General features: G+C 53.1%; 20 protein-coding genes. 7 read left to right on the top strand and 13 right to left on the bottom strand.

The window, feature by feature from the left end:
* Nucleotides 1–102: 102 nt before the first annotated feature.
* The 6 genes from FUA23_RS10060 (at nucleotide 103) to FUA23_RS10035 (ending at nucleotide 5,597) form a co-directional block, all read left to right on the top strand.
* Nucleotides 103–393 (top strand): YiaA/YiaB family inner membrane protein, encoded by a 291-nt coding sequence (locus FUA23_RS10060; RefSeq protein ID WP_147930613.1) that lies wholly within the window; start codon nucleotides 103–105, stop codon nucleotides 391–393.
* 98 nt (nucleotides 394–491) lie between these two features.
* Entirely contained in the window at nucleotides 492–1,421 is a 930-nt protein-coding gene (locus FUA23_RS10055) for a DUF302 domain-containing protein (protein ID WP_147930612.1), read from the top strand.
* A 218-nt stretch (nucleotides 1,422–1,639) separates the two neighbouring features.
* Nucleotides 1,640–2,281 (top strand): hypothetical protein, encoded by a 642-nt coding sequence (locus FUA23_RS10050; RefSeq protein WP_147930611.1) that lies wholly within the window; start codon nucleotides 1,640–1,642, stop codon nucleotides 2,279–2,281.
* 323 nt (nucleotides 2,282–2,604) lie between these two features.
* Nucleotides 2,605–3,429, top strand: coding sequence for an SDR family NAD(P)-dependent oxidoreductase (locus tag FUA23_RS10045; protein ID WP_147930610.1), 825 nt, complete (start codon nucleotides 2,605–2,607; stop codon nucleotides 3,427–3,429).
* Nucleotides 3,430–3,468: 39 nt separating this feature from the next.
* Nucleotides 3,469–4,578 (top strand): aminopeptidase, encoded by a 1,110-nt coding sequence (locus tag FUA23_RS10040; RefSeq protein ID WP_147930609.1) that lies wholly within the window; start codon nucleotides 3,469–3,471, stop codon nucleotides 4,576–4,578.
* Between the two features lie 188 nt (nucleotides 4,579–4,766).
* Entirely contained in the window at nucleotides 4,767–5,597 is an 831-nt protein-coding gene (locus FUA23_RS10035) for a hypothetical protein (protein ID WP_147930608.1), read from the top strand.
* A gap of 320 nt (nucleotides 5,598–5,917) precedes the next feature.
* Here FUA23_RS10035 and rsmG read toward each other — a convergent pair whose 3' ends face one another.
* The 7 genes from rsmG to FUA23_RS10000 all read right to left on the bottom strand — a co-directional run bounded on the left by rsmG (nucleotide 5,918) and on the right by FUA23_RS10000 (nucleotide 12,924).
* Entirely contained in the window at nucleotides 5,918–6,553 is a 636-nt protein-coding gene (gene rsmG, locus FUA23_RS10030) for a 16S rRNA (guanine(527)-N(7))-methyltransferase RsmG (protein ID WP_147930607.1), read from the bottom strand.
* 83 nt (nucleotides 6,554–6,636) lie between these two features.
* Nucleotides 6,637–7,320, bottom strand: coding sequence for an RluA family pseudouridine synthase (locus tag FUA23_RS10025; RefSeq protein WP_147930606.1), 684 nt, complete (start codon nucleotides 7,318–7,320; stop codon nucleotides 6,637–6,639).
* A 114-nt stretch (nucleotides 7,321–7,434) separates the two neighbouring features.
* Complete coding sequence (locus FUA23_RS10020; protein WP_147930605.1) at nucleotides 7,435–7,623, bottom strand: hypothetical protein; 189 nt, start codon at nucleotides 7,621–7,623, stop codon at nucleotides 7,435–7,437.
* Nucleotides 7,624–7,749: 126 nt separating this feature from the next.
* Nucleotides 7,750–8,769: a M28 family peptidase gene (locus FUA23_RS10015; protein WP_246144141.1), complete on the bottom strand. Its 1,020-nt coding sequence runs from the start codon at nucleotides 8,767–8,769 to the stop codon at nucleotides 7,750–7,752.
* 190 nt (nucleotides 8,770–8,959) lie between these two features.
* The gene (locus FUA23_RS10010) at nucleotides 8,960–9,415 is read right to left on the bottom strand and encodes a hypothetical protein (protein WP_147930604.1); all 456 of its coding nucleotides are present in this window, start codon (nucleotides 9,413–9,415) and stop codon (nucleotides 8,960–8,962) included.
* 113 nt (nucleotides 9,416–9,528) lie between these two features.
* On the bottom strand, nucleotides 9,529–9,963 hold the full coding sequence (locus tag FUA23_RS10005) for a cupin domain-containing protein (RefSeq protein ID WP_147930603.1): 435 nt from the start codon (nucleotides 9,961–9,963) through the stop codon (nucleotides 9,529–9,531).
* Nucleotides 9,964–10,014: 51 nt separating this feature from the next.
* The gene (locus FUA23_RS10000) at nucleotides 10,015–12,924 is read right to left on the bottom strand and encodes a CHAT domain-containing protein (RefSeq protein WP_147930602.1); all 2,910 of its coding nucleotides are present in this window, start codon (nucleotides 12,922–12,924) and stop codon (nucleotides 10,015–10,017) included.
* A 202-nt stretch (nucleotides 12,925–13,126) separates the two neighbouring features.
* Between FUA23_RS10000 and FUA23_RS09995 the strand changes: the two genes are divergently transcribed.
* On the top strand, nucleotides 13,127–13,942 hold the full coding sequence (locus FUA23_RS09995) for a 2,3,4,5-tetrahydropyridine-2,6-dicarboxylate N-succinyltransferase (RefSeq protein WP_147930601.1): 816 nt from the start codon (nucleotides 13,127–13,129) through the stop codon (nucleotides 13,940–13,942).
* A gap of 85 nt (nucleotides 13,943–14,027) precedes the next feature.
* Here FUA23_RS09995 and FUA23_RS09990 read toward each other — a convergent pair whose 3' ends face one another.
* The 6 genes from FUA23_RS09990 to FUA23_RS09965 all read right to left on the bottom strand — a co-directional run bounded on the left by FUA23_RS09990 (nucleotide 14,028) and on the right by FUA23_RS09965 (nucleotide 24,511).
* Nucleotides 14,028–16,670: a DNA gyrase/topoisomerase IV subunit A gene (locus tag FUA23_RS09990; RefSeq protein WP_147930600.1), complete on the bottom strand. Its 2,643-nt coding sequence runs from the start codon at nucleotides 16,668–16,670 to the stop codon at nucleotides 14,028–14,030.
* 378 nt (nucleotides 16,671–17,048) lie between these two features.
* A complete protein-coding gene (locus FUA23_RS09985) occupies nucleotides 17,049–17,693 on the bottom strand; it encodes a hypothetical protein (RefSeq protein WP_147930599.1) in 645 nt (214 codons plus the stop codon).
* Nucleotides 17,694–17,891: 198 nt separating this feature from the next.
* Nucleotides 17,892–20,609: a protein-disulfide reductase DsbD family protein gene (locus FUA23_RS09980; RefSeq protein WP_147930598.1), complete on the bottom strand. Its 2,718-nt coding sequence runs from the start codon at nucleotides 20,607–20,609 to the stop codon at nucleotides 17,892–17,894.
* Between the two features lie 295 nt (nucleotides 20,610–20,904).
* A complete protein-coding gene (locus FUA23_RS09975) occupies nucleotides 20,905–22,041 on the bottom strand; it encodes a glycosyltransferase (protein ID WP_147930597.1) in 1,137 nt (378 codons plus the stop codon).
* A gap of 147 nt (nucleotides 22,042–22,188) precedes the next feature.
* Nucleotides 22,189–23,502, bottom strand: a complete 1,314-nt coding sequence (locus tag FUA23_RS09970) for a UDP-glucose dehydrogenase family protein (protein ID WP_147930596.1) — start codon at nucleotides 23,500–23,502, stop codon at nucleotides 22,189–22,191.
* A gap of 100 nt (nucleotides 23,503–23,602) precedes the next feature.
* The gene (locus FUA23_RS09965) at nucleotides 23,603–24,511 is read right to left on the bottom strand and encodes a hypothetical protein (protein ID WP_147930595.1); all 909 of its coding nucleotides are present in this window, start codon (nucleotides 24,509–24,511) and stop codon (nucleotides 23,603–23,605) included.
* Between the last annotated feature and the right edge of the window lie 10 nt (nucleotides 24,512–24,521).

Raw genomic sequence — 24,521 nt, 5'->3', positions numbered from 1 at the left:
TGACCCCATGGTTTTAACAAAATCCGGTCGGAGTTTTGCCCCTGAACCAGTAGCCGAGATCGTCGTTTGCCGATTATTGACAGCTACGCAAAATACTGAACGATGAGTCATACCATTATCGACCATTCCAACAGCAAGTCCTTCTTTAACATGGCGTGGATCGCCTTTGTACTGGCCACCGCTGGTACCATGGCGGGCATTATCCTCCTCGAAAGCAGCCTGGCCACCAAGGGTTTCCTCGCCATGGGCTTCGTTTTCACGGTCAGCGCGTGCTTCACCCTGGCGAAGGTCACGCGTGACCGCCACGAGTCGGAACGGCTTTACAATAAGGTAGAACGGGCGAAGACCGAGCAGTTCCTCAGCGAAAAGGAAAATCCCGGAAGTACCTTTTAGAACGACGGAGTAATAGTTTTCCGGCAAAAAAGCACGAACCATTAAGGGTGCACTTACGCTTCAACAGAAGCGACTAACCCCTTAAAATCGTACATAAAATGCATTTCAGCAAACTATTACTCCTCTCTTTTCTTGCCCTTTCTGTATTTGCCTGCAACGACGATGACGACGTCATCGATTTTGTTACCGGCGAAGAACCCGTAGACGCTACCGGCTTAACTTACGTTGAGGATGAAGATGAATCTCTTTCCGATATCTACAATAATGTGAAGGCCGACATCGAGGCCGCCGGCCCCGTCAGCATCATTGCCGAAGTAGACCATGCTTCTAACGCCTCCGGCGCAGGATTGACCCTCCGCCCCACCCGGGTGATAATGTTTGGCAACCCAGCACTCGGCACGCCACTCATGCAGCAAAACATGCTTGCCGGGCTCGATCTGCCGCAGAAGATCGCTTTCTACCAGGCCGGAGACGACGACGTGATTGTGGCTTACAACTCTACCGAATACCTGGCCAGCCGCTACGATCTTACCGACAACGGAGAACTCACCAACATCGGCAATGCTCTCCAAAGCTTCGTCGAGGAAAACACCGGCGAGCAGGTCTCCAACTCCATTGATGTTACCGTTAGTGAAAATACGGGAATCGTTATGACGACATCCACCGATAGCGTGGAGGTTGTCTATAACCGTTTGCAGGCCGCCATTGCCAGCAACGCGAACCTCACCATCGTTGCGGAGCTTGATCATTCCGACAACGCCGCAAGCGTTGGGCTCTCGCTTCCCGCCAGTAAGCTCATCATTTTCGGCAACCCTGCCGTGGGTACACCTTTCATGCAGGAAGACCAAACCGCCAGTATCGACCTCCCGGTAAAAATACTCGTGTACGACAACGGCAATGGCACCACGCTTGCTTACAACGATCCGGAATGGATCGCCGACCGGCATGACATCGGAGATGACCTCGAGGCCATCTCCACGATGCGCACTGCGCTCGAAGGCCTCGTTGATTCTGCGACGAACAATTAGATCCTGCATTATTTTGATACGGGATCATCCCCAAACCACCCGGAGTCGGCAGTAGTGTCGGCTCCGGTTTTTGTTTTTCCGGGTGGCGTTAGCTGAGTATGGACAATGGTTTCCTGACGGCGCGGCCGCAGGTTCCCGGCAAGTTGAAGGGCAGGGCGAGCTGGTTCCAACCTACTGGTACGTACATTTAGGCCAAACTTTCTGACCGCCCGTATTTTATGTCGACCACCAAAACAATCATTCTCGCCATCGTTTGTCTGCTTTCCGGCCTTGCCATCGGCTGGGGGCTTACCGGTACCGAAGCTAAAACCACCGACATCCGCTGGAAGTACGGCGACGCCGAACTTGTCATCGATCTGGAAAAAGACATGGCCGACGACGAGACATTGATGGGTAAGATTTTCAGCAAGGAGTACTCTGCCGCAGGAGCGACCAACTGGCTAAAAGAAGAGCACGAACTTTTTCACTTCGCGGATCCCGACCTGGCCGGTAAGCTTACCGAGTTGGAGTATGAGTCGGCCGCCTCCCGCGAGCTGCGGGAGTTGCGGGACAAGCGGCTCGGCCCGTGGTCTTACCAGGCGCAGGAAGTGAAAGTCAGCATCCCCGAGCGGGAGGTTCAGCCCTTCAGCGGCTACGCCAACGTTTGCGAGTCGGGGATTTTCTTTCGCAAGAAAATCGAAGTCTTCTTACCCGACCATCCCGATAAAAAGATCACCCTGCAGGCATCGGGGCGCTACGCCTGCCCGGAGGGTTATAAATTCCCCGATATTCAGCTCAGCCGTGAAGACGCAATGAAACTGTTTGGCTACAGCGACTTCAGCAAATATGAGACTGCCGCTGCCGTAGTAATTCAGGAATAACCGCAGGCAAGCAAGTAGCTTGTCTGAACCTGGCTATGGTAGCAGGCTGCAGTGTTTTATCGGTTCTGGCTGCCCTGCTCAAGTCCTCATTTAACTACGGTTGAACTACCGCTTGAACACCATTCCAGCCCCGAAAGCCTACCAGCACTCAACGGCCTGTTTAATGGTTGACGGGCCTCCAGACGGGTTGTGTACCGGTGTAAAAAGGGGCCTTTGCTCCGTTACCCTTACCTTGCACCTGCGCCTGCGCCCAAATGCAACCTACTGAAGTTGCTCTCTTTATATGTGAGTGAGGCCCGGCCCTTTAAAATTAAGAGATCATCATGCAAAACTTCCGAAACAAAGTAGTCGTCATTACCGGCGCCGGCTCGGGTATTGGGCGCGAACTGGCCCGACAGCTTGCCCGGGAGGGCGCCATATTTGTCCTCAATGATTGGAACCAGGACTCCCTGATGGCTATCTGGGAAGAATTACCCGAGGCAGCCCGCGGCTACATGGAAGCTTTCGATGTCGGAGATCGGCAGGCCGTTGAGGGTTTTGCCGGCGCGGCGCGCAAAGCCCTTGGCAGAATCGACGTCGTATTCAACAACGCCGGACTGACCCAGCAGATCACCCCGGTGATTTACGGAACCATTGAAGATTACGAAAAGATTCTACAGGTGAACCTCTGGGGTGTGATTTACGGTTCATTGGCCTTTCTGCCTCACTTGCGCGAGCACGGCGATGGCTGCCTGGTGAATATCAGCAGCGTATTCGGGCTGATGGGTTGCCCCGGTCAGGCACCATATTGTGTGAGCAAGTTTGGAGTCCGGGGCTTCACAGAAACCCTCCGCGTGGAGATGCGGGGCACCGGATTGCAGGTAGTTTGCGTTCATCCCGGCGGCATCAAAACGAACATAGCCCGCCACGCGTTGGTAAGTAACGAGACCGATCACGAGCGCTTCGTCACCCGTTTCGACAAATTGGCTAAGACCACCGCATCGCAGGCCGCAGAAATCATTATTAGCGGAATAAAGCGTGGTAAAAGCAGAATTACTATCGGCTCCGACGCCAGGTTGATCGACAAGATTACCCGTTTGATGCCGGAGAGTTACGAACGAATTTTACAACGAAGCCTCGACCGCGCAAAATTTCTCAGGCCACGGTAACGGTATTTGGCCTTTTCACTTTACGTTTCCTTTCTTTCCATGACCCCAAAGCAATTAAACTCCTACGCTCACCTGCTGGTGAATTACTGCGTCAGCCTCCAGGCCGGAGAGCGACTTTTTGTGAACTCCACCGTGCTGGCAGCTCCACTGATTACCGAGATCAAGAAAGAGGTTCTCAAGGTCGGCGGCCACCTCGAGTACAGCCTTTCGGTTGAGGGATCCGGTGCCGCGATGCGCGACTACGGCAGCCCCGAACAGTTTGCCTATATCCCGACCCTTTATAAAACGGCAATCGAAGAGTTCGAAGCTTACATCAATATTCGTGCGCCCTTCAGTTTACGCGAGGAGCCACCGGCTCCTGCTCTCCGTGAAGCCAACCGCGAAGCGATGGCGCCCATCCTCAAAACCTACTTCGAGCGCACGGCCGATCGCCGGCTGAAGCGCAGCCTTTGTGTCTTCCCGTGCCCGGCCCTCGCCGAAGAAGCCGAAATGAGCCTCGAAGAGTACACAGCCTTTGTTGCTCAGGCCACAAAGATCGACCAAACAGATCCACGCGCAGCGTGGCTGGAAGTTCGTAAAACGCAACAGGCGGTGGTAGACCATATGAACAGCTGTACCACCTTCCGTTACGTCAACGACCGAACGGACATTACCTTCACCACCAACGGCCGGACCTGGATCAACTCCGACGGGCAAACCAATATGCCCAGCGGCGAGGTATACACCAGCCCGGAAGAAGAATCTGCCAACGGGTATATCTACTTTGATTATCCGGCTATCCGCAACGGAAAGACAGTTCAGGGGGTTACACTAACGGTAAAAGATGGTGAGATAATAAAATGGGAAGCCGAAAGCGGACAGGAGGTACTGGACGAGACCTTTGAAATTCCCGGAACGCGTCGTTTTGGCGAAGCCGCTGTAGGCACCAACTACACCATCGACCGGTTCAGCAAAAACATACTTTTCGACGAAAAAATCGGCGGCTCAGTTCACATGGCCATCGGCCAGAGCTATGCACTTGCCGGCGGCAAGAACGAAAGCACCGTACACTGGGATATGATTGCCGACATGAAAAACGGAGGCATAATTTACGCTGACGGTGAAGAAATTTACCGCAACGGCCGTTTTAAAGCCGAATTATGGCCGTAGGTTCAACCTTTGACGGGGGTAAAGACCTTTACTTAACGACTGAATACCTACCTTGTGCTATTAACAAGGCTTTGAAACGAATAACATCCCTGACTGAAATACGAGTAGTTATTCTTTTGCAGCTTTAAAGCCCTTATTTAAGTTTTCTGAAGATTACCGGGAACAAAAACTGAAATTAACCTCAAACCGTGAACGAGAACATTGCCTTTCTAGAACTGAAGTATGGGAACATCTACGGAGGCTACCCCAACTTCTACGCGATTAGTGAAATCGCCCTCCTCGTCTTTGAGCGGGGGTCAAACAAGATATTCCTCGAAAGCTGGATCAACCAGGCCAACGTAGACATCGTCGATGTATACGCCGAAACCGACGAACTGGGCCACACTACCCGTCGGGTACGTGAGGTACTCAATATGCGTACCAACCGCCGTTTCCGCTACGAAGAAGACTTCCGCCTTGAAGAAGAAGAACTACAGTATGCCTTCCGTAACCTCCGCTCTACCAAAATGGCGGTACGGAACTTCCTGCTGAAAAACCTTCGCAAATACCGCTTCGACGACCTCATCGTATTCGACGGCCGCCGCGACATTTTCCTCTGTGAGCGTTCGGGTGTTAATTTCGACTATGTCAACATCATTGACATCCAGAAAGACCTGAACCGGGAAACCGACTACCTGTTCAGTCTCAACAAACTGGCGACGGTGATCGACTTCCACACCGATCAGTCTTACCTGCGCTCCAACAACCTCGAGTACTGGCTTCACCCCATCGCTGCCCGCCAGATCATCCCCGGCACGGCAGCCTTCGATGCTGCCCGCCTGATGATGGTGTTCAACGAGTACACCGAACGCCACGACGACTTCATGATCAAGGCCGCGATTCTTCTCAACAAAATCCAAAAACGGAAAGAAGAGGAAAAAGAACGCCTTGCTGCCGAAGCCGCTGCTAATCCTCAGCCCGCCCCGGAAGACAAGCCGGCCCCCAAGGCTAAAAAGAAAACCAAGCCGGAAGAGGAATAACAGAAAACCTGCTCGCCCAGGTTATTTATTTCTCACCAGACAACGAAAAAGTATTCAGCGTTCGGGCCTGCCTCCTAATGGCAGCCTGCACACTGAATGCTTTTTTTATTTACCCCCGGCAAACTGGCCTAGTGGTCTGTCAGCCCTCAAACTGGTAGTAGCGCACTCGTAAATTTTGGGGCTATCAAGGTGCTCAAACCGGACTTTAGCCTTAGCTAAATGAAGATTTGAGCAACGCAGTCAGAACCGAACTGCGCTGCTGCACGGAGTGGATACGACTTGTCGTAAGGTTCTTTGGAAAACCTCCCGTTTTGCGGCTCCTAATATTGCAGGTAAACCACCGCTTTTACTTCGTAAAAGGGATGACCGGGAAACATTTTAGCAATCGGAAACTCTTCTACTGCTCCTTTGGGGAAGGCAGCCATCTCTTCCTCCAGGCCAATGCCCTTGAGGGCAAGAATTCCGTTCGGCAGGGCATGGCGTTGCTTCTTGGTGATCAGGCGCATGCTCCATTCCGCAAGCTTTTCCATCTTCGCAACAGCGCGGGTAACGACGAAGTCATAGACCGGCTTTTTAATCTCTTCAGCCCGCTTCTGTTCCGCTTTGCAGTTTGTGAGGCCAATGCCCTCGATCACTTCGTTGCAGACGCGGATTTTCTTCGCGATCCCATCTACCAGATGAAACTCTGTTTCCGGAAACAAAATAGCCAACGGGATACCGGGAAAGCCTCCGCCACACCCGAGATCGAGAATACGCGCACCGGGGAGAAAGTTTACCACTTTAGCGATTGCCAGACTGTGGAGAACATGGTTTACGTAGAGGTTATCAATGTCCTTACGGCTGATGACATTAATTTTTGCGTTCCAGTCGCGGTACAACGCATCAAGCGCATTGAACTGCTCTTTTTGTTTGTCGGTCAGATGAGGGAAGTGCTCGAAGATCAGGTCGGCGGTCATTATGGAATTCGTTTGAACGGCGAAGGTACGGTTTGTTTGTTCCGGCTGGGAGCAGGCTTATGATTCGGAATATCCGTTCAGGGCTATACCATTTCCCGAAAGGCATCCCATACTGCTCCTTCGGGCAGCGGTGCAACGTGCTCTGTACGCTCTCCGGTAACGGGGTGATCATAGGCGACTTTGTAGCTGTGCAGATCTATATTGTTGTCGGGGTTTGCACGCTTGAAGCCATACTTGGTGTCTCCTCTTAACGGGCAGCCGATGGCTGCCAGCTGGCAACGGATCTGGTGCTTTCGTCCGGTTTTGAGGCTTACCGCCAGCAGGTGGTAACGATCGCTGGAACCGATGTATTTGTAGCTCAGCTCAGCCAGTTTGGAGCCGGGGCTGGGGTTTTCATCGATCGCAGAGCGATTGCCGGCAGCATTTTTGAGGTAGTGCTTCAGCGTATCCTCATCCTTCTCGGGACGATTGGCCACGATGGCCAGGTAGTGCTTACCGATGGTTCCGGCCTGGAGCTGTTTTGTCAGGGCAGTTTGAGCCGATGGCTTCTGGCCCATCACAACTACACCGGAAACCGGACGATCGAGCCGGTGGATCAGGTAAAGGTCGTGGCGGACGTAGGCTGCGCCCATCCCCAGCAAGCTGGGATCACCTGTTTTATCGGGCTGAACACTCAGCCCGGCTGGCTTATTGAAAACGATGAGTTGGTTATCCTTATGCAGGATCCAGTCGCTGATGCGACCGTTGAAACGGGTGGGATCCGCCATAGTAAGTTGATGTATATGCTGCGTAATATCCTCTGGCTTATACCGGAGTTTGCTGAACTTAAGTTGCGATGCGTTAAAGCCATTTAACAGGCCTAACGAGGTCACAAAGTGCAATTAATTGATTTCTTCGTAGTCGATGTAGTCGTCTTCGCTGCCGGGCTGCGGCGGCGGATTGGCGGCAAGGTCTTCCTCGTTCACTTCCCGGGGCCGGTCGGCTCCGTTCACCTGATTCTGGATGTTGTTATACCACTGGTATCCTCGGTAAGCGAGGTAAACGAGTGCTATGGTGATGAGGATGTCCATCGTACAAAGGTATGGTTGGTAATTTGGTTCGTTGGAGGGGTTGATTCGTTAGAGCGTTGGTCTTCGGTAATTTGGAGCATTGTTACGTTTAGGCGTCAAACTCTAACGAACCAACGATCCAACAAACTAGAACGTTCCGGCTGCATCCCGGTACACCACGGCGGCGACCACCTGGCCTACGGCGCGGAGGGTGTTCTTGTCGATGATGTTCATACCGTCGTTGCCGGTGTGCCAATGGTCTCCGAAGCCTTCGTCGCCAAAGTTGATAATATCTATCATGGGAACTCCGCCATCCCGCATCACGAAGAAGTGATCATCGGTTATGTACCCGACATTTTTATCTAGGAAATAAGCATTCGACATCGGAAGCCCCTTGGCCAGACGCCATACTTTTTCTACCAAAACCGGAGCCTCGCGGACAGAGTATCCTTCCTTAGAGAAGCGGGCGTTCTTGGCACCAACCATATCCAGCAGGATACCGTAGGTTGGTTTAGGGTCTTTGAGGTTTTTAGCATAATACTGTGATCCTAACCCGTAGCTGTCGGAGTTATTAGGTTCTCCGTAGTCCTCGGCGTCGAAGAAAATGATATCCACGCCCACACCAGGGGTTGACTGGCCAAGTTGGCGGGCTATTTCAAGCAGGACGCCCACCCCACTGGCGCCGTCATCGGCCCCTTCCACTACTGCGGCAGGATCGGTTTCTTTATCGCTATCCGCTACATGGCGCGTATCCCAGTGTGCGGCAAGCGCGATACGATACTCCATTTCCGGATTGTAACGACCAATAATGTTGGTGCCTTTCAGCGGCGTACCATCATAGGCCATAGCCGTAAACTCTTGCTCCTCTACTTCGGCGCCGAGGGAGTTCAGCTTTGACGAAAGCCATTCTCCGGCAGCATCGTGAGCGGGGGTGTTCATAACCCGGGGGCCGAAGGAGACTTGCTTCGCGACGTAAGCATAAGCGCTGTCTGCATCAAAGCGGGGGACGGGTTTTGCGTTAGGATCCACTTCTCTTTTTGGCGGGGCCGCAGGTGCGGTGGTGGTTGAATTAGCAGGGTCTTTGGCATCGTCTCCACAGGAAGAGAACGCCAGCATACCGGCAAGTACGATCAGGAAGGCAAGGAAAGGTGAATGGATTATACGCACGGGATCAGTTTGTTTTTTATGGGTCCGGAGGGACAAAGGTAATGGTTCCCTGCTTCCAAAGAGACCTTCTTTGCACCTGCGGTTGCGCCCGTATTGATTCGCTGAATAAACTTATTCATTGACAGCTCAGTTCGTTGACATTCCGGGTACTGAGGGACACAGCTGGTTTGCCACCCGCCAACGATTCAATCTATTTCCCGTCCATTCCTCCTTTCACCAATTCAGCGTCGACTAATACGTACATCAGGCGGTTGATGTCATCGCTGTTCAGCAAGAGTTTACCACGGAGCTTAACCCGGTCGGTGCTGTATTTCACGGGCTCTTTGCTGGTTACCTCCATTACCGTTTCGGGACCCGCACCTCCGCAAAAGAAGCACATGTTGTAAGGGTAGGCACTGAACACAAACTCGGTGTGGCTTTTGTAGCCCTCCACCGGAACGATGTAGCCACTTACTTCCACGATTTCGCCTTCCAGTGCTTTGATATCATCTCCGAAAACGGGTACGTCGACTTTAAAACCGAGCAGTTCATCGAATTTTTTCTCGTAGGTAATCTTAGAAAGTGTCTTCCAAAGGTTGGTATCCTGTGCCTGAATGGCAGAACCCGAGAAAATGAAAAGAGCACTAAAAAGAAGTAAGGCGCGCATAACGTAGTGGTTTGGTTTAGCAAAGATAAGAACGTAGCAACGAGCCAAAGGATGTATAAGAGACTGTTAATCTATGCCGGCGGGGTCCGGGTCACCCCCTGAAACGACGTGGCTTACAATTCGTCCGGTGCGACTTTACCGCCTTTGAGTTGCTCATTGTCGGTAACCTGTATGATCATCATTTGGCAGGGTTTTCCGTCGAGTACTCCTGAGCGGTGTCCTTTTTCCCCGTTGGTTCCCTGGTCGGCTCCGAAGGAGAGGTCACCCGTTCGCATTTCCACGCGTTCGCCATCCATCGTTTCCACCCACCAACCTCCGGAGAGCGGTACGATCCACTGGGGCTGAGGATTTTCATGCCAGTCGCCATCGAAATCGGCGGGCAGTTCGCTGAAGATAATCTGCGTTGCTCCTTTCATGAGCTTATTGTTCCACTGACTACCGGAATCCCCTCCCATGGATTCTTCTTCAAAGTCTGTGAGGTGACGCAGTTTCTGACGGCTTACGCCATCCTCATCGGTGTAGACGTGGTAATACGGGATACTTGGCATGGGCTTTTGATTACTATAACCTCTGGTCCGTCATGCGGGTTTGGCCCGTCGTCACCTCTTTTTTCTGTTACCGCGCAAGAAAAACACCGAAAGCAAAGCTACAAGGACGCCCCCTCCGGCGGCGATCATCCAGGGAAAAGGAGACCTGGCTTTCAATATGACCGGTCCTCCGGCACCGTACAGCGTCATTGCAGACCAGTAATAAGGGTGGGCGTAGTCTTCTCCTTCCCGGTGCGTACGCTGGGCAATAGCCAGCGCTTCGGCCCGGCTATTCCCAGCAGTAAGGTGGTGGTAAAAATTGACCATTAACTCCTTCGTGGCCGCATCATCGACAGCCCAAAGGGTAGTAAGGGTGCTCCGGGCACCGGAGGCCGTAAATGCGCTGGCCAAGCTGAGGGCGGTCTCGCCCGGCACATATTCACCCAGGCTGGTTTCGCAGGCGGAAAGCACCACCAGTTCGGCCTCCATAGCGACCGAAGAAAGGTCGTTGAAGTACAGCAACTCCTCCAATTCAAGGCTGTCTCCGAGCTGTGAAAAGGCGATAAAGCTCAGGCGGGGGTCGGCGGCATTTACCGTTCCGTGGCTGGACAGGTGGACAATGCGGGCCGAGCCCGCAGTCTCCAGAAAGCGCTTGCGACTGGCCTCAACGCCGTAAAACGACAGGCTGCCTGGCACGAAAGTGCTGATGGATTCTACCTCCTCCCGATTGTGCTGCAGTGGCTCCAGTCCTTTCAGGGCACGCAGATCGGTTTGCCTGATGGCTCTTTTTCCTGATCCGGCATCTCCGCCGAAGGAGGGGGCAAAGGCAAGCAGGTTATTATCGTAGTCAATGGCTTTCACCTTGCTTTGCGCCAGTAGAACACTTGTGGAGTAAGCGTAAGAAACATTGCGATCTTTGGCGAAGTAATGGTAGGCACCATAGTTAAGCGGAGGCTTCGCTGGTGTTACCGGCAGGCAACTGAAAGGTAAAAAACATAACGCTCCATCGGGTACGATCAGCACGTTTCCGGCGGGAATCGTACTGTAGCGATGCTTCCCGTAAAACAAGCGGCTGACGAGGGCAAGCCCTTCGTTCTGGAACGCTTCGTCGAGAGCAGCCTGCTCGGCTTCCGGGCGCAGGCTTTTGCGTTGATACGCGCTGGCATCGATTGCTTCCCGCCAGGCTTCTACTTCAGTTGTGAGACTGTCTACCCCTTCGATGGAAGCGTAGCCGATTCCGCCAGTGCGGTGATTCACGACGAACAGGTGTCCCCTTTCCGCCCCCAGATGAAAAGCCATCAGGTCGCTGCCCCGCCCGCGCAGCATTTCCAGTAAGTCGTCTTCCCGGAAGGTAAAATCTTCGGTCTCTGGCAGTTCCGTTTTTCGTTGTTGCAGTAAGCGGTCCAGTTCCAACCTTGCGGCCTCCAGCGGTGCTGGTTTTGAGGCGCTGCGCTCCAGCGTAGCGATCCGCGCGCGCAATTCGCTTTCCCGTTTTGGCATGTTTCTCCGGTCCCGCTGAATGCTGGTCAGAAGGCTATAGGCCTTAGCGCGTTCACTCAGGGCCAGGGCGCGCCAGAGGTAATCCTCATCATTACTTTCGTTTAAAAACCGGTCTATCAACACTCCGATGGCCCGGTCGAAGACCGGCCGGAGGTTCTGGCTCAGGAAGCGACGACTGGCGTCGGAATTCACCCTGTTCCGCAGGATATCGAGCCAATTAAAATAGGCATCATACGAGCTGAGTGCGTCTTCAAATCTGCCGACATGGGTAAGGGCCAGTGCCTGATCCCCCAGTAACTGAGCCACCTCTTCGTAGTAAATTGGTGATATGCTGTCTGGTGAAATCTGTACCAGGTTCCCGGGTCCCCCCCGTTTACCTCCGAGCTTCAGCAGCCCTTCCTCGTAGGTAACCAAAGCCTCTTCAGGCTTCCCTGCGTCAATCTGAACAATCCCCTTACGCTTTGTAACCTCCAGAAGCAAAAGTGTGGGATCCTCAGCGTAACCGGTGTTGGCGAGTTCAAGATAGCGCAGCGCTTCTTTTTCGTGTTCTGCGCCACCCAAAAGGCTCGCCAGGTTGAGGTATACCAGCCGCAGCGATTCTGTTTCGTACGGGTCTCCTTCCAGGATTTCCGCGGCTTGCAGGTAAGATCGTTTGGCAGCTTCCGGCCGCTTGCTTTGTCTTTGCCCCCCCGCCAGGACGGTGAGGACATCCGCCAGCCAGTAAGGCTCCTCTTCTTGTTCTGCCAGTGCAACGGCACGCTGCGCGTGCCTGATCGCGACGTCAAAATCCTCAAACCCGAGGTAAATGCGTGCGCCCAGATAGTAGTAATTGAAGGCATCCTCGGCCGACACCTTTGTTACCAGAGGACGGGCAGCCAGGAAGGAGCTAAGCGCAACCTGCATGTCTTGCAACTCAAGTGAAATGTCTCCAAGTTCGTTCAGCCCCCTTAGCCAGTTGGTGGTATCAGGACTGGGCAGGTGCTCGTAAATAGCGATAGCTTCGCGGGTGAGAACCGCGGCAGAATCGAGGTTGCCCAGAAATCGCATTGAGGTTGCCAGGTTTTTCCGGCTCTTTGCCCGGTCGTTGTGCGGCCCGGGAAAAATTTTATCGCGGATTTGTACGGCCTGTCGGTAATATTTGATCGCCTGCTCATCGTCTTCAAGACGATAAAAGCACAGACCTGTTTTATGGAGGGCCAGTCCCGTAAGGCTGTCTTCAACCAAGGCACCGTTTTCTCCTTGCGTTGCATTAAGGAAAGCCGCCGCTGCCTTCAGGAGGCTGTCTGGCTCATACCATGCTTCTCCGGCCCGGAAGTAATTCATTCTCCCTCCGGCCGCAACGAATGCTTGCGCGGCCTCATCATACTTCCCCTGATCTTCCAACTGCTGAGGGGTCTGACCAAAAGAATCTCCTCCGGCCAAAAGGCTGACCGTAAGAAACACAAGGAAGAGCCAGCCTGTAACAGGACGGTTAATAATCATCGGGATGGGATAAGTAAGAAAAACAGAGGACTGCTAAGGTACGGGTTTAGCCGACGCCACCAAGGCACCGCACTGCCATACATCAGTAAAGCAGCGCTTTAACGAATAGCCCGTTCCCTTCAGGCCGTAAAACAACAGCCTGAAGGTTTCCTCTCAGTCGCCCGAAATTCCCCATCTTTGCCGTCTCAAAAAACAAGATATTATGCAAGACGCAAGAGCAATCATCGAAGCCGCCTGGGACCAGCGCGAGCTACTGAAAGAAGCGAAGACACAAGAGGCCATCAATGCCGTTATCGAAGAACTCGACAAAGGCCGTCTCCGCGTAGCGGAGCCCGTAGCCGACGGCTGGCAGGCCAACGAGTGGGTAAAAAAAGCGGTAGTACTCTACTTCCCCATCCGCCAGATGGAAACTATCGAAGTAGGCCCCTTTGAGTTCCACGACAAGATGGCGCTTAAGAAGGATTACGCCGCTCAGGGCGTACGGGTTGTCCCCCACGCCATCGCCCGCTACGGTGCGTACCTTGAAAAAGGTGTGATCATGATGCCCAGCTACGTTAATATCGGAGCCTGGGTCGGCAGCGGCACCATGGTTGACACCTGGGCTACTGTTGGCAGTTGCGGACAAATCGGGCGCAACGTTCACCTTAGCGGCGGCGTAGGTATCGGGGGCGTCCTCGAACCGCTGCAAGCTACCCCAACCATCATCGAAGACGACTGTTTTATCGGGTCACGTTGTATCGTTGTTGAAGGCGTCCGCGTCGGCAAAGAGGCGGTACTGGGGGCCAACGTTGTTCTTACCAAGAGCACCCACATCATCGATGTTACCGGTAGCGAGCCGGTCACTCACAAAGGTTACGTACCGCCACGTTCGGTCGTCATTCCGGGTACTTACGCCAAGCAATTCCCCGCCGGCGAGTACCAGGTTCCCTGTGCCCTCATCATCGGACAGCGTAAAGAGAGTACCGACAAAAAGACCAGCCTGAACTCTGCTCTCCGTGAACACGATGTTGCGGTATAATCATCTTCGCAAATTCTGACGCCAAAAGCAAAGCGCGCGCCCGGTAACATCCGAGCGCGCGCTTTCTTTTCGTGATCTGAACCGACTAGAATTCCAACTCAATCGTATCACCCGGTTTGATTCCGGGAGTATCCATTGGCCTCTTTTTAGGAGCAGCCTTAACCTCGGCTTCTTCTACCGGCGGTACGTAAGCTTCGTTGAGTTCCTTCACAGCGGTGAGCTTACCATCGTGGAGTTTGTTGCCCAACGACTTCCAGCCTTTAACGTCGATAAAGTCCGCGAGCTGAACTATTTTCTTCTGGGTCTCCCGCTTCACCCTGAAGGAAATCTCCGCTTCCGGTTTCGGGTGCACGGTCGCCAGGTATAGTTTTGATTGCCGGTGATCCGTGATGAAGTTGAATTTCTGTCCGGTGGCACTGGTTTCTATTTCAAAGCGTTTTACCAGCGTGTAACCGCGCTCTCCTTCGTAATACACCGCGCTCACGATCATGTCGTCGTAGTACTTGCCGATGTAGAATACCTGTTTGGGATCGTAGCGACGGGTCATGTCGAGTTCTTCCAGTTCGTAGGTGCCATCGTAGTTAAGGACAAGCAACTTGTCTCCGGTATCGAAGCCGCCCAGGAGCAAGCCTCTTTCCTCGAGATTGAGGCGACCGCTCACTTCGTCCATCCATACCTTCAGGGCCCCGAGCGTACTCTTGCCAGCTTCCTTCATGGTTACTTTACGGACGGGATAGCGGGTTACAATGTTTCCCCCGGAGGCCCGTCCTTTAATCGCCAGCTCGGCAAAGTCGAAGTCGAAATCCTTTACCCTGGCCTTGGATGCCGGGCTCAGGAGAATATTGACGATTTCTGCTTCTCCGTTGGGGTTTGCGCTGAAGTAAAGAAGCTTCGATCCTTTTGCTCCCTTGTGTAACTGGTAGGCACGGTCGCGGGTGATGGCTTTCACGTTGAACCGCTTACCCATTGCCCGTCCTGTTTTTCCGTCCAGGTAGATCATGTTATACGTCGTCCGTTCATCACCTTTACGCCAGACATCGACGTGAATGATATTTTTGCCGACAAAGGTCTTGTCGTCTACCCGGGTAACCATCATTGTTCCGTCTTTCAGCACGACGATGATGTCATCTAAATCCGAGCATTCCTTTACGAATTCTTCCTTCTTCAATCCGGTTCCCACAAAGCCTTCCTTCCGGTCAACGTACAGTTTGGCGTTGTTGGCCGCAACGATAGCTACTTTCACTTTTTCGAAACTGTCGAAAGTTGTTTTTCGCTCCCGCCCTTTGCCGTATTTGCTCAACAGCATTTCGTACCAGGCAATGGCGTATTCGGTGAGGTGCTCCAGATCGTGTTTAACCTGCCTGAGTTCTTCCTCGAGGGCCGCCATCCGCTCATCGGCCTTGAATTTATTGTACTTCGAGATCCGCTTGATCCGGATTTCTGTGAGCCGTACAATGTCCTCTTCTGAGATAGCACGCAGTAAAAGAATGCGTTTATCTCCGGCTTTCGGTTTATCCAGTGGTTCCCGGAAATACTTTTCCAGACCAGCACGGATGATGTCGATCACTTCGGGGAAGTCTTCGGCTTCCTCGATATCACGGTAGATGCGTTCCTGAATGAATATTTTTTCAAGGCTGGCGAAGTGGAGTTTTTCCTCCAGTTCCTTCTGCTTGATCAACAACTCCATCTTCAGCAGCGCCTTCGTCTGGTGCGTAGTGTGCTCGAGAATGTCGAGTACTGAAATGAAGTGAGGCTTATCCCCTCCAATGATGACACAGGCATTGGGAGAAACGGAAAGTTCGCAATTCGTGAAAGCGTAGAGCGCGTCGATCGTTACGTCCGGACTGATACCGGAGGCAAGTTCAATCAGAATTTCCACCTCCGCCGCGGTGTTGTCCTGAACTTTTTTGATGCGGATTTTGCCTTTATCGACCGCCTTGAGGATACTGTCGATGAGGCTGCTTGTCGTCATACCATAAGGCAACTCACGGATGGCGACAAAGTGGTTATCGATCTTCTCGATCTTTGCTCTGATCTTGATCTTTCCACCACGTTTTCCCCACTGGTAATCCGATACATCGATGCTTCCGCCGGTGGGGAAGTCCGGATAAATTTTCGGTTTTTTTCCCTGCAGTATTTTGATGCTTTCCTTACACAACTCGATGAAGTTGTGCGGCATAATTTTGGTGCTCAAACCAACGGCAATACCTTCCGCTCCCTGGGCAAGTACGAGGGGGAACTTAGCGGGCAGGTTAACGGGTTCCTTCTTGCGGCCATCGTAGCTCACCTGCCACTCGGTGGTTTGGGGATTGAAGATCACCTCGGTCGCAAACTTGGTAAGCCGGGCCTCGATGTAGCGGCTGGCAGCCGCAGAATCTCCGGTGAGGGTATTACCCCAGTTTCCCTGCGGATCGATCATCAGGTCTTTCTGGCCCATGTTTACGAGGGCATCACCGATAGCAGCATCACCGTGGGGGTGGTACTGCATCGTCTGGCCAATCACGTTGGCAACTTTGTGGTAACGACCGTCGTGCATCTCGTTGAGCGCGTGCAGAATTCGGCGTTGTACCGGCTTCAGGCCATCCTCTATGGTAGGCACAGCCCGCTCCAGAATAACATAACTGGCGTAATCGAGGAAGTAATCCTCATACATTCCCTTGAGGGTAGTGATTTGTTCTTCGTTGTCGGAGGCGTGTTCCCCCTGGGGCTCCTGGGCCTTATCACTCATGTTTCGGTATCTTTTCGTAGCTGTTATTTGCTCTGCTGTATGTCATACTTAATATCCCGAGCCGGAATACATCTCACTCTCCCCCTTAGTCAAGGAGCAAGCGGCGGCGCGGGCGCAGGTGCAAAGTCAAACTCTCAAGAGAGCAGAGAGAGGTTTCTATTCCCGGCGCAACCGCAGTGGCGAAGATAGAAAAATTTATTGATACTACTTATTGTTTTAAAATAAATTACTCTATACAATGTGCGGCTAATATCAATGCATCTGAACCACCTTCTTCAAACACAATGGGCTGACCCGTGCCTTCGGCATTTGGGTCAACCCATCGTATGACACGGAGACTTTTCGGAATCTCCGGTTGTAACATCCTGACGGCTGCAATTACCCCTGCCCCGTCATTTTCAGTGCTTCCGGCACGGTAATCCGAACGCCGTTGTTTTTAGCGACCACGAAGGCTCCGTTAACGCCCATTTGCTTCAGCCGGTCACGAAGTGTAGCGGCACTGGCGTAGGTCCGGAATTGGCTCACGACTACTTTTTGCACACCGTTTTGTTCCTGCAGTTCCAGCGCATCTCCGGTGGACAGGTCGGAATTGACAGTATTCTGTGCGTAAGCTCCCAGTTGAACCTGGAAGATAACTCCGGCCACGATCGTTTGCTGGTCTGTGTCCAGGCGGTCGCTGGTTGCGTTGGCAGCAGCAGCCTGCGCCTGAGCGAGTTGCTGACGAAGCTGATCGTTCTCCATTTGTGCGTTGGAAAGATTAGTTCGCAGTGCTGTAACGTCCTGACTGGTCGTACTGCTTTGGTTTTGCAGGCGACTGATGTCCTGGCGGGCAGCAACTAGCGCTGCTTCGTTCGCTTCGCAGTTTTCTACCATTTGGCGGAGTGCGTCGGGGTTTTGTTTGTAGCTGGCAGCCAGGGCCGCATAATCGGTTCCGCCCGCAACCGCACCTGCGGTTGTTTTCTTGGAGCAACTTGTAACTGCAAGCATAGAAGCGAGACAGAGGAAGAGAAATAACTTTTGCATGGATGTAGAATCTTTTGGTTATGTGTGAATAGTACGTATTTCGGGAGGAGAGGTTGCCTTTGTCACCGTGCTTTGCCTGTTAAAACTGACTTTAACCTACTGTGCACCTGCGACCGCGCCCTTTTTGAGTGTGTAGAAGATGGGGAGTAGTGCTCCTGCAGGGAAACACCCACTTCGTGAGTTCGGCAACTATACCCTCTACTTACTACTCTCCAGTTTCCGGTAGGTAGCCAGGCCACACTCCAGGAAGTCCTCATAAGTATCCACATCGGCCGTGTAGGCAACGGGCGGATTCAGGGTGGTACCGTCCGGATCGACCAGAACGTAATACGGCTGCGACAACTTGGAATAGACAGACTGCTGCAGGTATTGCCACTTCTTACCAACGGTATTGATCAGTCTCTTGCGGCCCGACCCATCCATTCGGTCAACCTCGATGTGTTGCTCTTCGGGTAACGGCTTGCGCTCGTCGACGTAGAGACTGATGATAACATACTCATCGGTCAGATAACGCTTGATCTTTTGCTCTGTCCATACGTGCTCTTCCATTTTACGGCAGTTGACACAGGAGTAGCCGGTGAAGTCCAGCATTACCGGCTTATTTACTTCACGGGCGTAAGCCAATCCTTCTTCCAGATCTTTGAAAGGAGTTATGTTTTTGTCCTCATCGCAAGGCAAGAAGTAATTGTAACAAACCGGAGGAGCGATACCACTCATCAGTTTGCGGCCGGTGTACGTTCCGGTATCGCTGTCTGCCGTAAGGCCGATTGCGAGGTAACCGGTAAGCACGAGAGCTCCAACTGCCAGCGCTACACCCAGGGTACTCCTCTTTCTGTTTTTGCTGTCCAGAGGGAAGTTGATAAAGCCAAGTAAGTAGGCTGCGATGCCAAGTGCGCAGAGAATCCAGACGACGAGGAAAGGCTCGATGCGCAGCAGGTCCCAATTACCAACCAGATCGGCCGTACTCAGGAATTTGAAAGCCAGTGCGACCTCCACAAAACCAAGCACCACCTTTACGCTGTTCAGCCAGCCGCCGCTCTTCGGCATACTGTTCAGGAAGCCGGGGAAGGCTGCGAAAAGCGCGAACGGCAGACCGAGCGCCACGCCGAAGCCGGCCATCCCTGCGGTCAGCGGCCACGCGCCACCACTTACGGCTTCCACCAAAAGACTACCCAGGATAGGACCAGTACAGCTGAAAGAAACCAAAGCCAGAGTGAGCGCCATGAAGAAAATACCGGCGATGCCGCCGGTGCCTTCGGCCCGGCTTGCGCGGTTGCTCCAGCTTTCGGGCAGCGTGAGTTCGTAAAAGCCGAAAAAGCTACCGGCAAAAAAGATGAAGACAACAAAGAAAATAACGTTGAGGGTAACGCTACTCGCGATGTTGTTGAGGATGCTGGGGTCTAAGCCGTCCAGCAGGTGAAAGGGCGCACTCAGCAGTACGTAGATCAGGAAAATGAAGAAGCCGTAGAGGCCCGCCTTGCGGATGCCTTCGCCTCTACTACCGCCGCTTTTGGTGAAGAAGCTCACCGTCAGCGGAATCATCGGGAAGATGCAGGGCATCAGCATGGCGAAAAGGCCACCGAGGAGGCCGAGACCGAAGATGGCCCACAGGCTTTTACCGGCAGTTTCTTTGGCGCCCACGCTGCAATCACCTACGGGTTCGGGGTTGAAAGGAACGCTGATGCCGAGTTCGTTGGGCAGGGCAGTGTTCACTTCGCCAGCAGGAGCTGCGGGAGCAACCGGTGCATCCGAAGCGGTGAGGCCGTCCAGCATCAGTACAGGTGTCTTTTCGGCGAGGTCCAGCGAGAAGGGGACTTCAGTCGGGGGCAGGCACATCTCGCCATCACACGTTTGATACTCGAGGTAGCCGCTTATTTTACTGCCCGCCGGCACTTCAACCAGTTGGCTATACACCACTGTTCCGCCATCTATTTTGGCGACGACCGTGTCCCAGGCTTTATCAAATTTTTCGATTAGTGTAGCACTTTTTTCCGAGACTTCACCCACCGTCTTTGCCTTGTCGTTGTTCTGAACAACGAAAGTAGTGGGGATGGGACCTACGTCCGGATCCACATCTTTGCTGTAAATCGTCCATTCCGGCAACATCGTTCCGGTCATAGAAATGCGGTAAGTGCCGTTGCCGAGGTCTTCTGCTTTCGCATCCCAGCTTACGGGTGCGCGTTCGCTGGGGGCAGGGCCTTTGACTTCGTAAGTGCCCTTTACTGGCAAATCAGTGGAGGCTGGTGTTTCGGGTTCGACCGATTCTGCTTCGGGCTTTACCGGGGTCGTTTCTTTTGCGGGTGCGGGCTGTGCCGTTTGTGGTTCCGGGCGGGGGGCCGCAGGTGCAGGGGATGGTTTTGAGACCTGGGCAACATCCTCTTGCCCGGCTTCATCACCGTCTGTTCCTTCGTTCTCCGGTGCTGGCTTATTTTCAGGTGCAGGGTCCGGGGCTGGTGCCGGAGCGGGCAGTACGAAGCTGTGAATCTCATCGGTAGGTGGCAGGCATTCCTCGTCGTCGCAGCACATCCACTCTACCATCATTTCAATCGGCGTGCCGTAATCTTTCACCTTTACGCGCTGCGTCCAGGTCACGGGGCGGTCCGGCAAGAATTTGTTGACCTCGATGCCAAACATCTCGTCCATACCTGATTTGAGGTGACCTTCTTCTTCCGTTCTGCCAATCAGTTCATAGTGCTCGCCCGGCTCCCACGTAAATACCGTTGGTATCGGGCCACCTTCGGGGGTAAACTGACTGTAAATCATGTAACCATCCTCTGCATAAGAAGTAGCAATAAGCTCAAACTCATCTCCTTCCACCTGTTTGAAGGAAAAGTCCCAGCTGATGGGGTTGCCAAACTGAGCAGACAGCGTCAGGGCAAAAAGGGCGATGATCAGCGTTAGAGAATGACGTAACATAGGCAGAGGAATTAGCGAAACGGGGCAAAAGTACGGCGCGGCAAGGGCTTCTTTGCCAATAGGAAAGTAAACGGTACTGCAGTTTACTTAGTTTTAGATAACGCGCTCAATACTACAAATGTAATATTTCTTTTTTTCAGTTCAGCCCCTGCTCAGTCATTGTCGAGAGAGGCGGGCTGATTTTCTACCCTGCAAAACCAGTAATCTACTGAGGTTGAGCTTCAAATCTCATCAATTGTTAACGACCTCAAAACGTCGCGGACAACAATGATCAGACGATGGTTTGTGCTTTCTACTACCCTCTTTCGCGCCGGCGAGCAACATCAGCGGCAAGCTGCAGCACGGCGTCTGCCATTGTGCCCCAGTCGTACCTCCGTTTTTCTTTCCGGATCATTTCCTGCATGGCTTCCCGGTCGGTAGCGTCGAAGTAACGCACAATGGCATCCGCAATCGCCGCGGGCTGAGGATCCACAACGTAGCCTACCCGACCGTCCGGGCACATTTCGGCCAAACCGCCTACATCGGTCACGATCATCGGCTTTTCGAAGTGGTAAGCGATTTGAGTTACGCCGCTTTGGGTTGCGGTTTTGTAAGGCTGCACCAACAAGTCTGCAGCGTTGAAATAGTCGGCAACTTCCTCGTCCGGGATGAATTGAGCAATAATGGTTACACGATCGCCCAGCCCGTGCTTTTCGATGATGCTGTCATAGACCGAACGCTCGGTATAGAATTCTCCCGCCACCAGTAAATGCAGGTTCCGGTTTTCGAAGCGTTCATCGCCTAAAGCCTCCAACAGAAGATCGAGCCCTTTATAGTCCCGGATCAGACCGAAGAAGAGCAAGTATTCTTTATCGGTCGGTAAGTCCAATTTCCCGAGCGCCGTTTCTCTGGCGGTCCTTTCCCCAAAGTGGTCGTACACCGGGTGCGGGGAAACTACCGAGGGCTTATCCCCAATGAATCGCTTCAGATCTTCCGCCACCGAATCTGTCAACGAAAGGAAACCATCCGATGCGCCACAGTAATACCGGGCAAAGGCCACATCTCCCGGCCGCGGCTCGTGCGGGATGATGTTGTGCACTACCGAAATCACCGGGCAGCCGGTCAGCCGCCCTACGGTACCGAGAGCAGGGCCCATGAACGGAAGCCAGAAGCCAATGATGGCGAGGTCAAATCCTTCTCTTTTGATCTGCCGGCCGGCGGAGTACCAACTCAGCGGGTTTACCGAGTTGATGTTCCGCACGATCTTTAATCCCTCCGGAGCCGGGCCATCGGTGTACTGCGACTTCCCCGGGAAGAGAAACCCCGGATACTGCAGCGTGAAAGTAAAGATGGCTACTTCATGATTTTTTGCCAGCTCAACCGCCAACCGTTCGTTGAAGGCAGCAAGCCCTCCCCGGTAAGGGTAAGCGGTTCCGATGATGGCTATTTTCATAGTAGTAAGATAATCAAGGTAGCCAGGTAATCAAATAGTACTGAGATTGAGCTCACTTCCTGCGCTATGCTTGCTTTTGAACGTAAACAAATCTGGCGCTGTCTGCAGAAGGCTCGGCAGCCACTATCTGACTACCCGGACATCTGACTATTTAACCACCCCCCGTCCAATAGAATCGTAGTAAAATCCGGCTTCCACCATCCGGCGAAGATCGTAGAGGTTACGTCCGTCGAAGATAACGCTGTGATTGAGTGCTTCCTGCATCCGGCCAAAATCGGGCGTCCGGAAGGCCGACCATTCGGTGACGATGGCCAGGGCGTCTGCACCTTCCAACGCAGCGTACTGGTCTTCACAGAAAGTAATTTTATCGCCGTAGAGTTCCTTTACGTTGTCCATCGCTTCGGGGTCGTAGGCGCGTACATTGGCTCCGGCCGCAAGGAGGCGATCGATGGTGTAAAGCGCGGGAGCTTCCCGGATATCGTCCGTATTGGGCTTAAAGGCGAGGCCCCACAGCGCAATGGTTTTACCCTTCAGGTCGTCTCCGTAGTAGGCTTCGATCTTATCCGCGATACGCAACCGCTGGCGATCGTTGACCGCCATAACGGCGTTGAGGATCTGGAAATCGTAGTCGTTTTGCCCCGCGGTGCGGGCCAGGGCCTGCACGTCTTTCGGAAAGCAGCTGCCTCCGTAACCGACGCCGGGGAAGAGGAATCGCTTTCCGATACGGCTGTCACTGCCCATCCCCTTGCGCACTGCGTCTACATCAGCGCCAACTTCCTCGCAAAGGTTAGCGATTTCGTTCATGAAACTGATCCGTGTAGCGAGGTAGGAATTGGCAGCGTATTTTGTCATTTCGGCGGAGCGGATGTCCATGAAAATGATCGGGTTACCCGAGCGAACGAAAGGTTCGTAGAGGCGGCGCATCACTTCTTCGGCCTTTTCACTGTTAGTGCCGATCACGACGCGGTCGGGCTTCAGGAAATCATCGACGGCCACTCCTTCCCGGAGAAACTCAGGATTGGATACAACGTCGAACAGGCTTTCGTCCAGGTTTTTAGCCAGGGCTTCGTGTACGCGCTCGGCGGTACCTACGGGGACGGTGCTTTTATCGACCACTACGGTGTAGTGGCTGATCATTCCGCTAAGGTCTTTTGCGACTCCGAGGATAAACCTCAGATCTGCGGAGCCATCGGCTCCGGGTGGTGTAGGCAGTGCGAGGAAGATCACGTCGGCATGATCGACGGCGGATTTGAGGTCAGTTGTGAATTTCAACCGCCCCTGGCGCTGGTTTCGCTCGAACAAAACATCGAGATCAGGCTCATAAATTGGTACTTCACCGTTGCGCATTTTCTCAACCTTCGCGGCATCGATGTCTACACAAATAACGTCATTGCCGGTTTCGGCAAAGCACGTTCCGGTTACGAGGCCGACATAGCCGGTTCCTACTACTGCAATTTTCATATGTGGTTCTTTTTGGCGGGCAAAGATAAGATGCTTTTAATGACCTATTTGTGGCCCTGCAACAATCAGAAGGCGCGAACGCAGGTGCAGGGATAAGTTTCTACCAACCGAGCTCCTCCATCCAACCGTAATAATCTGTGATTCTGCCAGCGGTATTTACTTTCAGGAAATACGGAAAGCGCTCGTGGCAGGGAAGGTTAGCGCAGGTGACTGGTCCTTCGAAGTAAAGCGGGAAACCGATTTCGTTGTCGAGGAAGAAAGCCTTAATTTCTGCCGGTGCACGGGTGTAGCGATTGACTACGGCGACCTGGGTTTTTTCTTGCTTCCTGATCGGTAGCTCGGTGAATTTCCGGTAAGCAGTCAGGATTTCTTCTGCCCCCTCGGGGAAATTCATGAAGAGCACAAAGAGCTCTTTATCCGGCATCCGGGAAATACGGGTTGGTTCGTCGTTAGTATCCAGCACCGATAATTTTTTGTACCGGGTCGTAAGGCTTGCTGCAACGGGCAAATCCCGGGCATCTTCCAACTCCGAGATTCCGATGTGTGACCGGCTTTCGTCGAGCATATTGAGCAGGTAAGTACGGCGGTTTATCTTCAGAATAGTCTGTGGGCTCACCATCCCAAGATGATCCGGACCCAAACTCATCGCCAGAGGACTCAACGTATCTCCCCACGCGTTGAGGTATATCAAGTCGTGGGATGCCGCCCATTCTTCGCCGGGAGCCCCGACCGAAGAAATACAGACCTGTAACGAGTCTCCGTTAAGAACAAGGTTGGCAGCAGGGCGGCGAATACGGTTATGAAGCACTTCGTCGAGGTACGCCTCACTAAGTCCGCTCTTTTCCTTGACGAAATCTCCTCTGCGGATGATTTTGTCCAACGGCTGGTACGGGTCCGGTGCGGGAGAAGAGACCACATCAGACAGCGGAATCAAGCGGCTTCCGTCGGCGGAGTCATTAAAGCAGGCAGAGAGAAAAACCAGACAGAATAACAGGAAGTAATGGTGCATACCGCTAAAT

The organism is Neolewinella aurantiaca (genome assembly GCF_008014675.1).
Taxonomy (GTDB): domain Bacteria; phylum Bacteroidota; class Bacteroidia; order Chitinophagales; family Saprospiraceae; genus Neolewinella; species Neolewinella aurantiaca.
The sequence above is the reverse complement of the archived record's forward strand: the minus strand, read 5'-3'. Positions and strand labels throughout refer to the sequence as shown.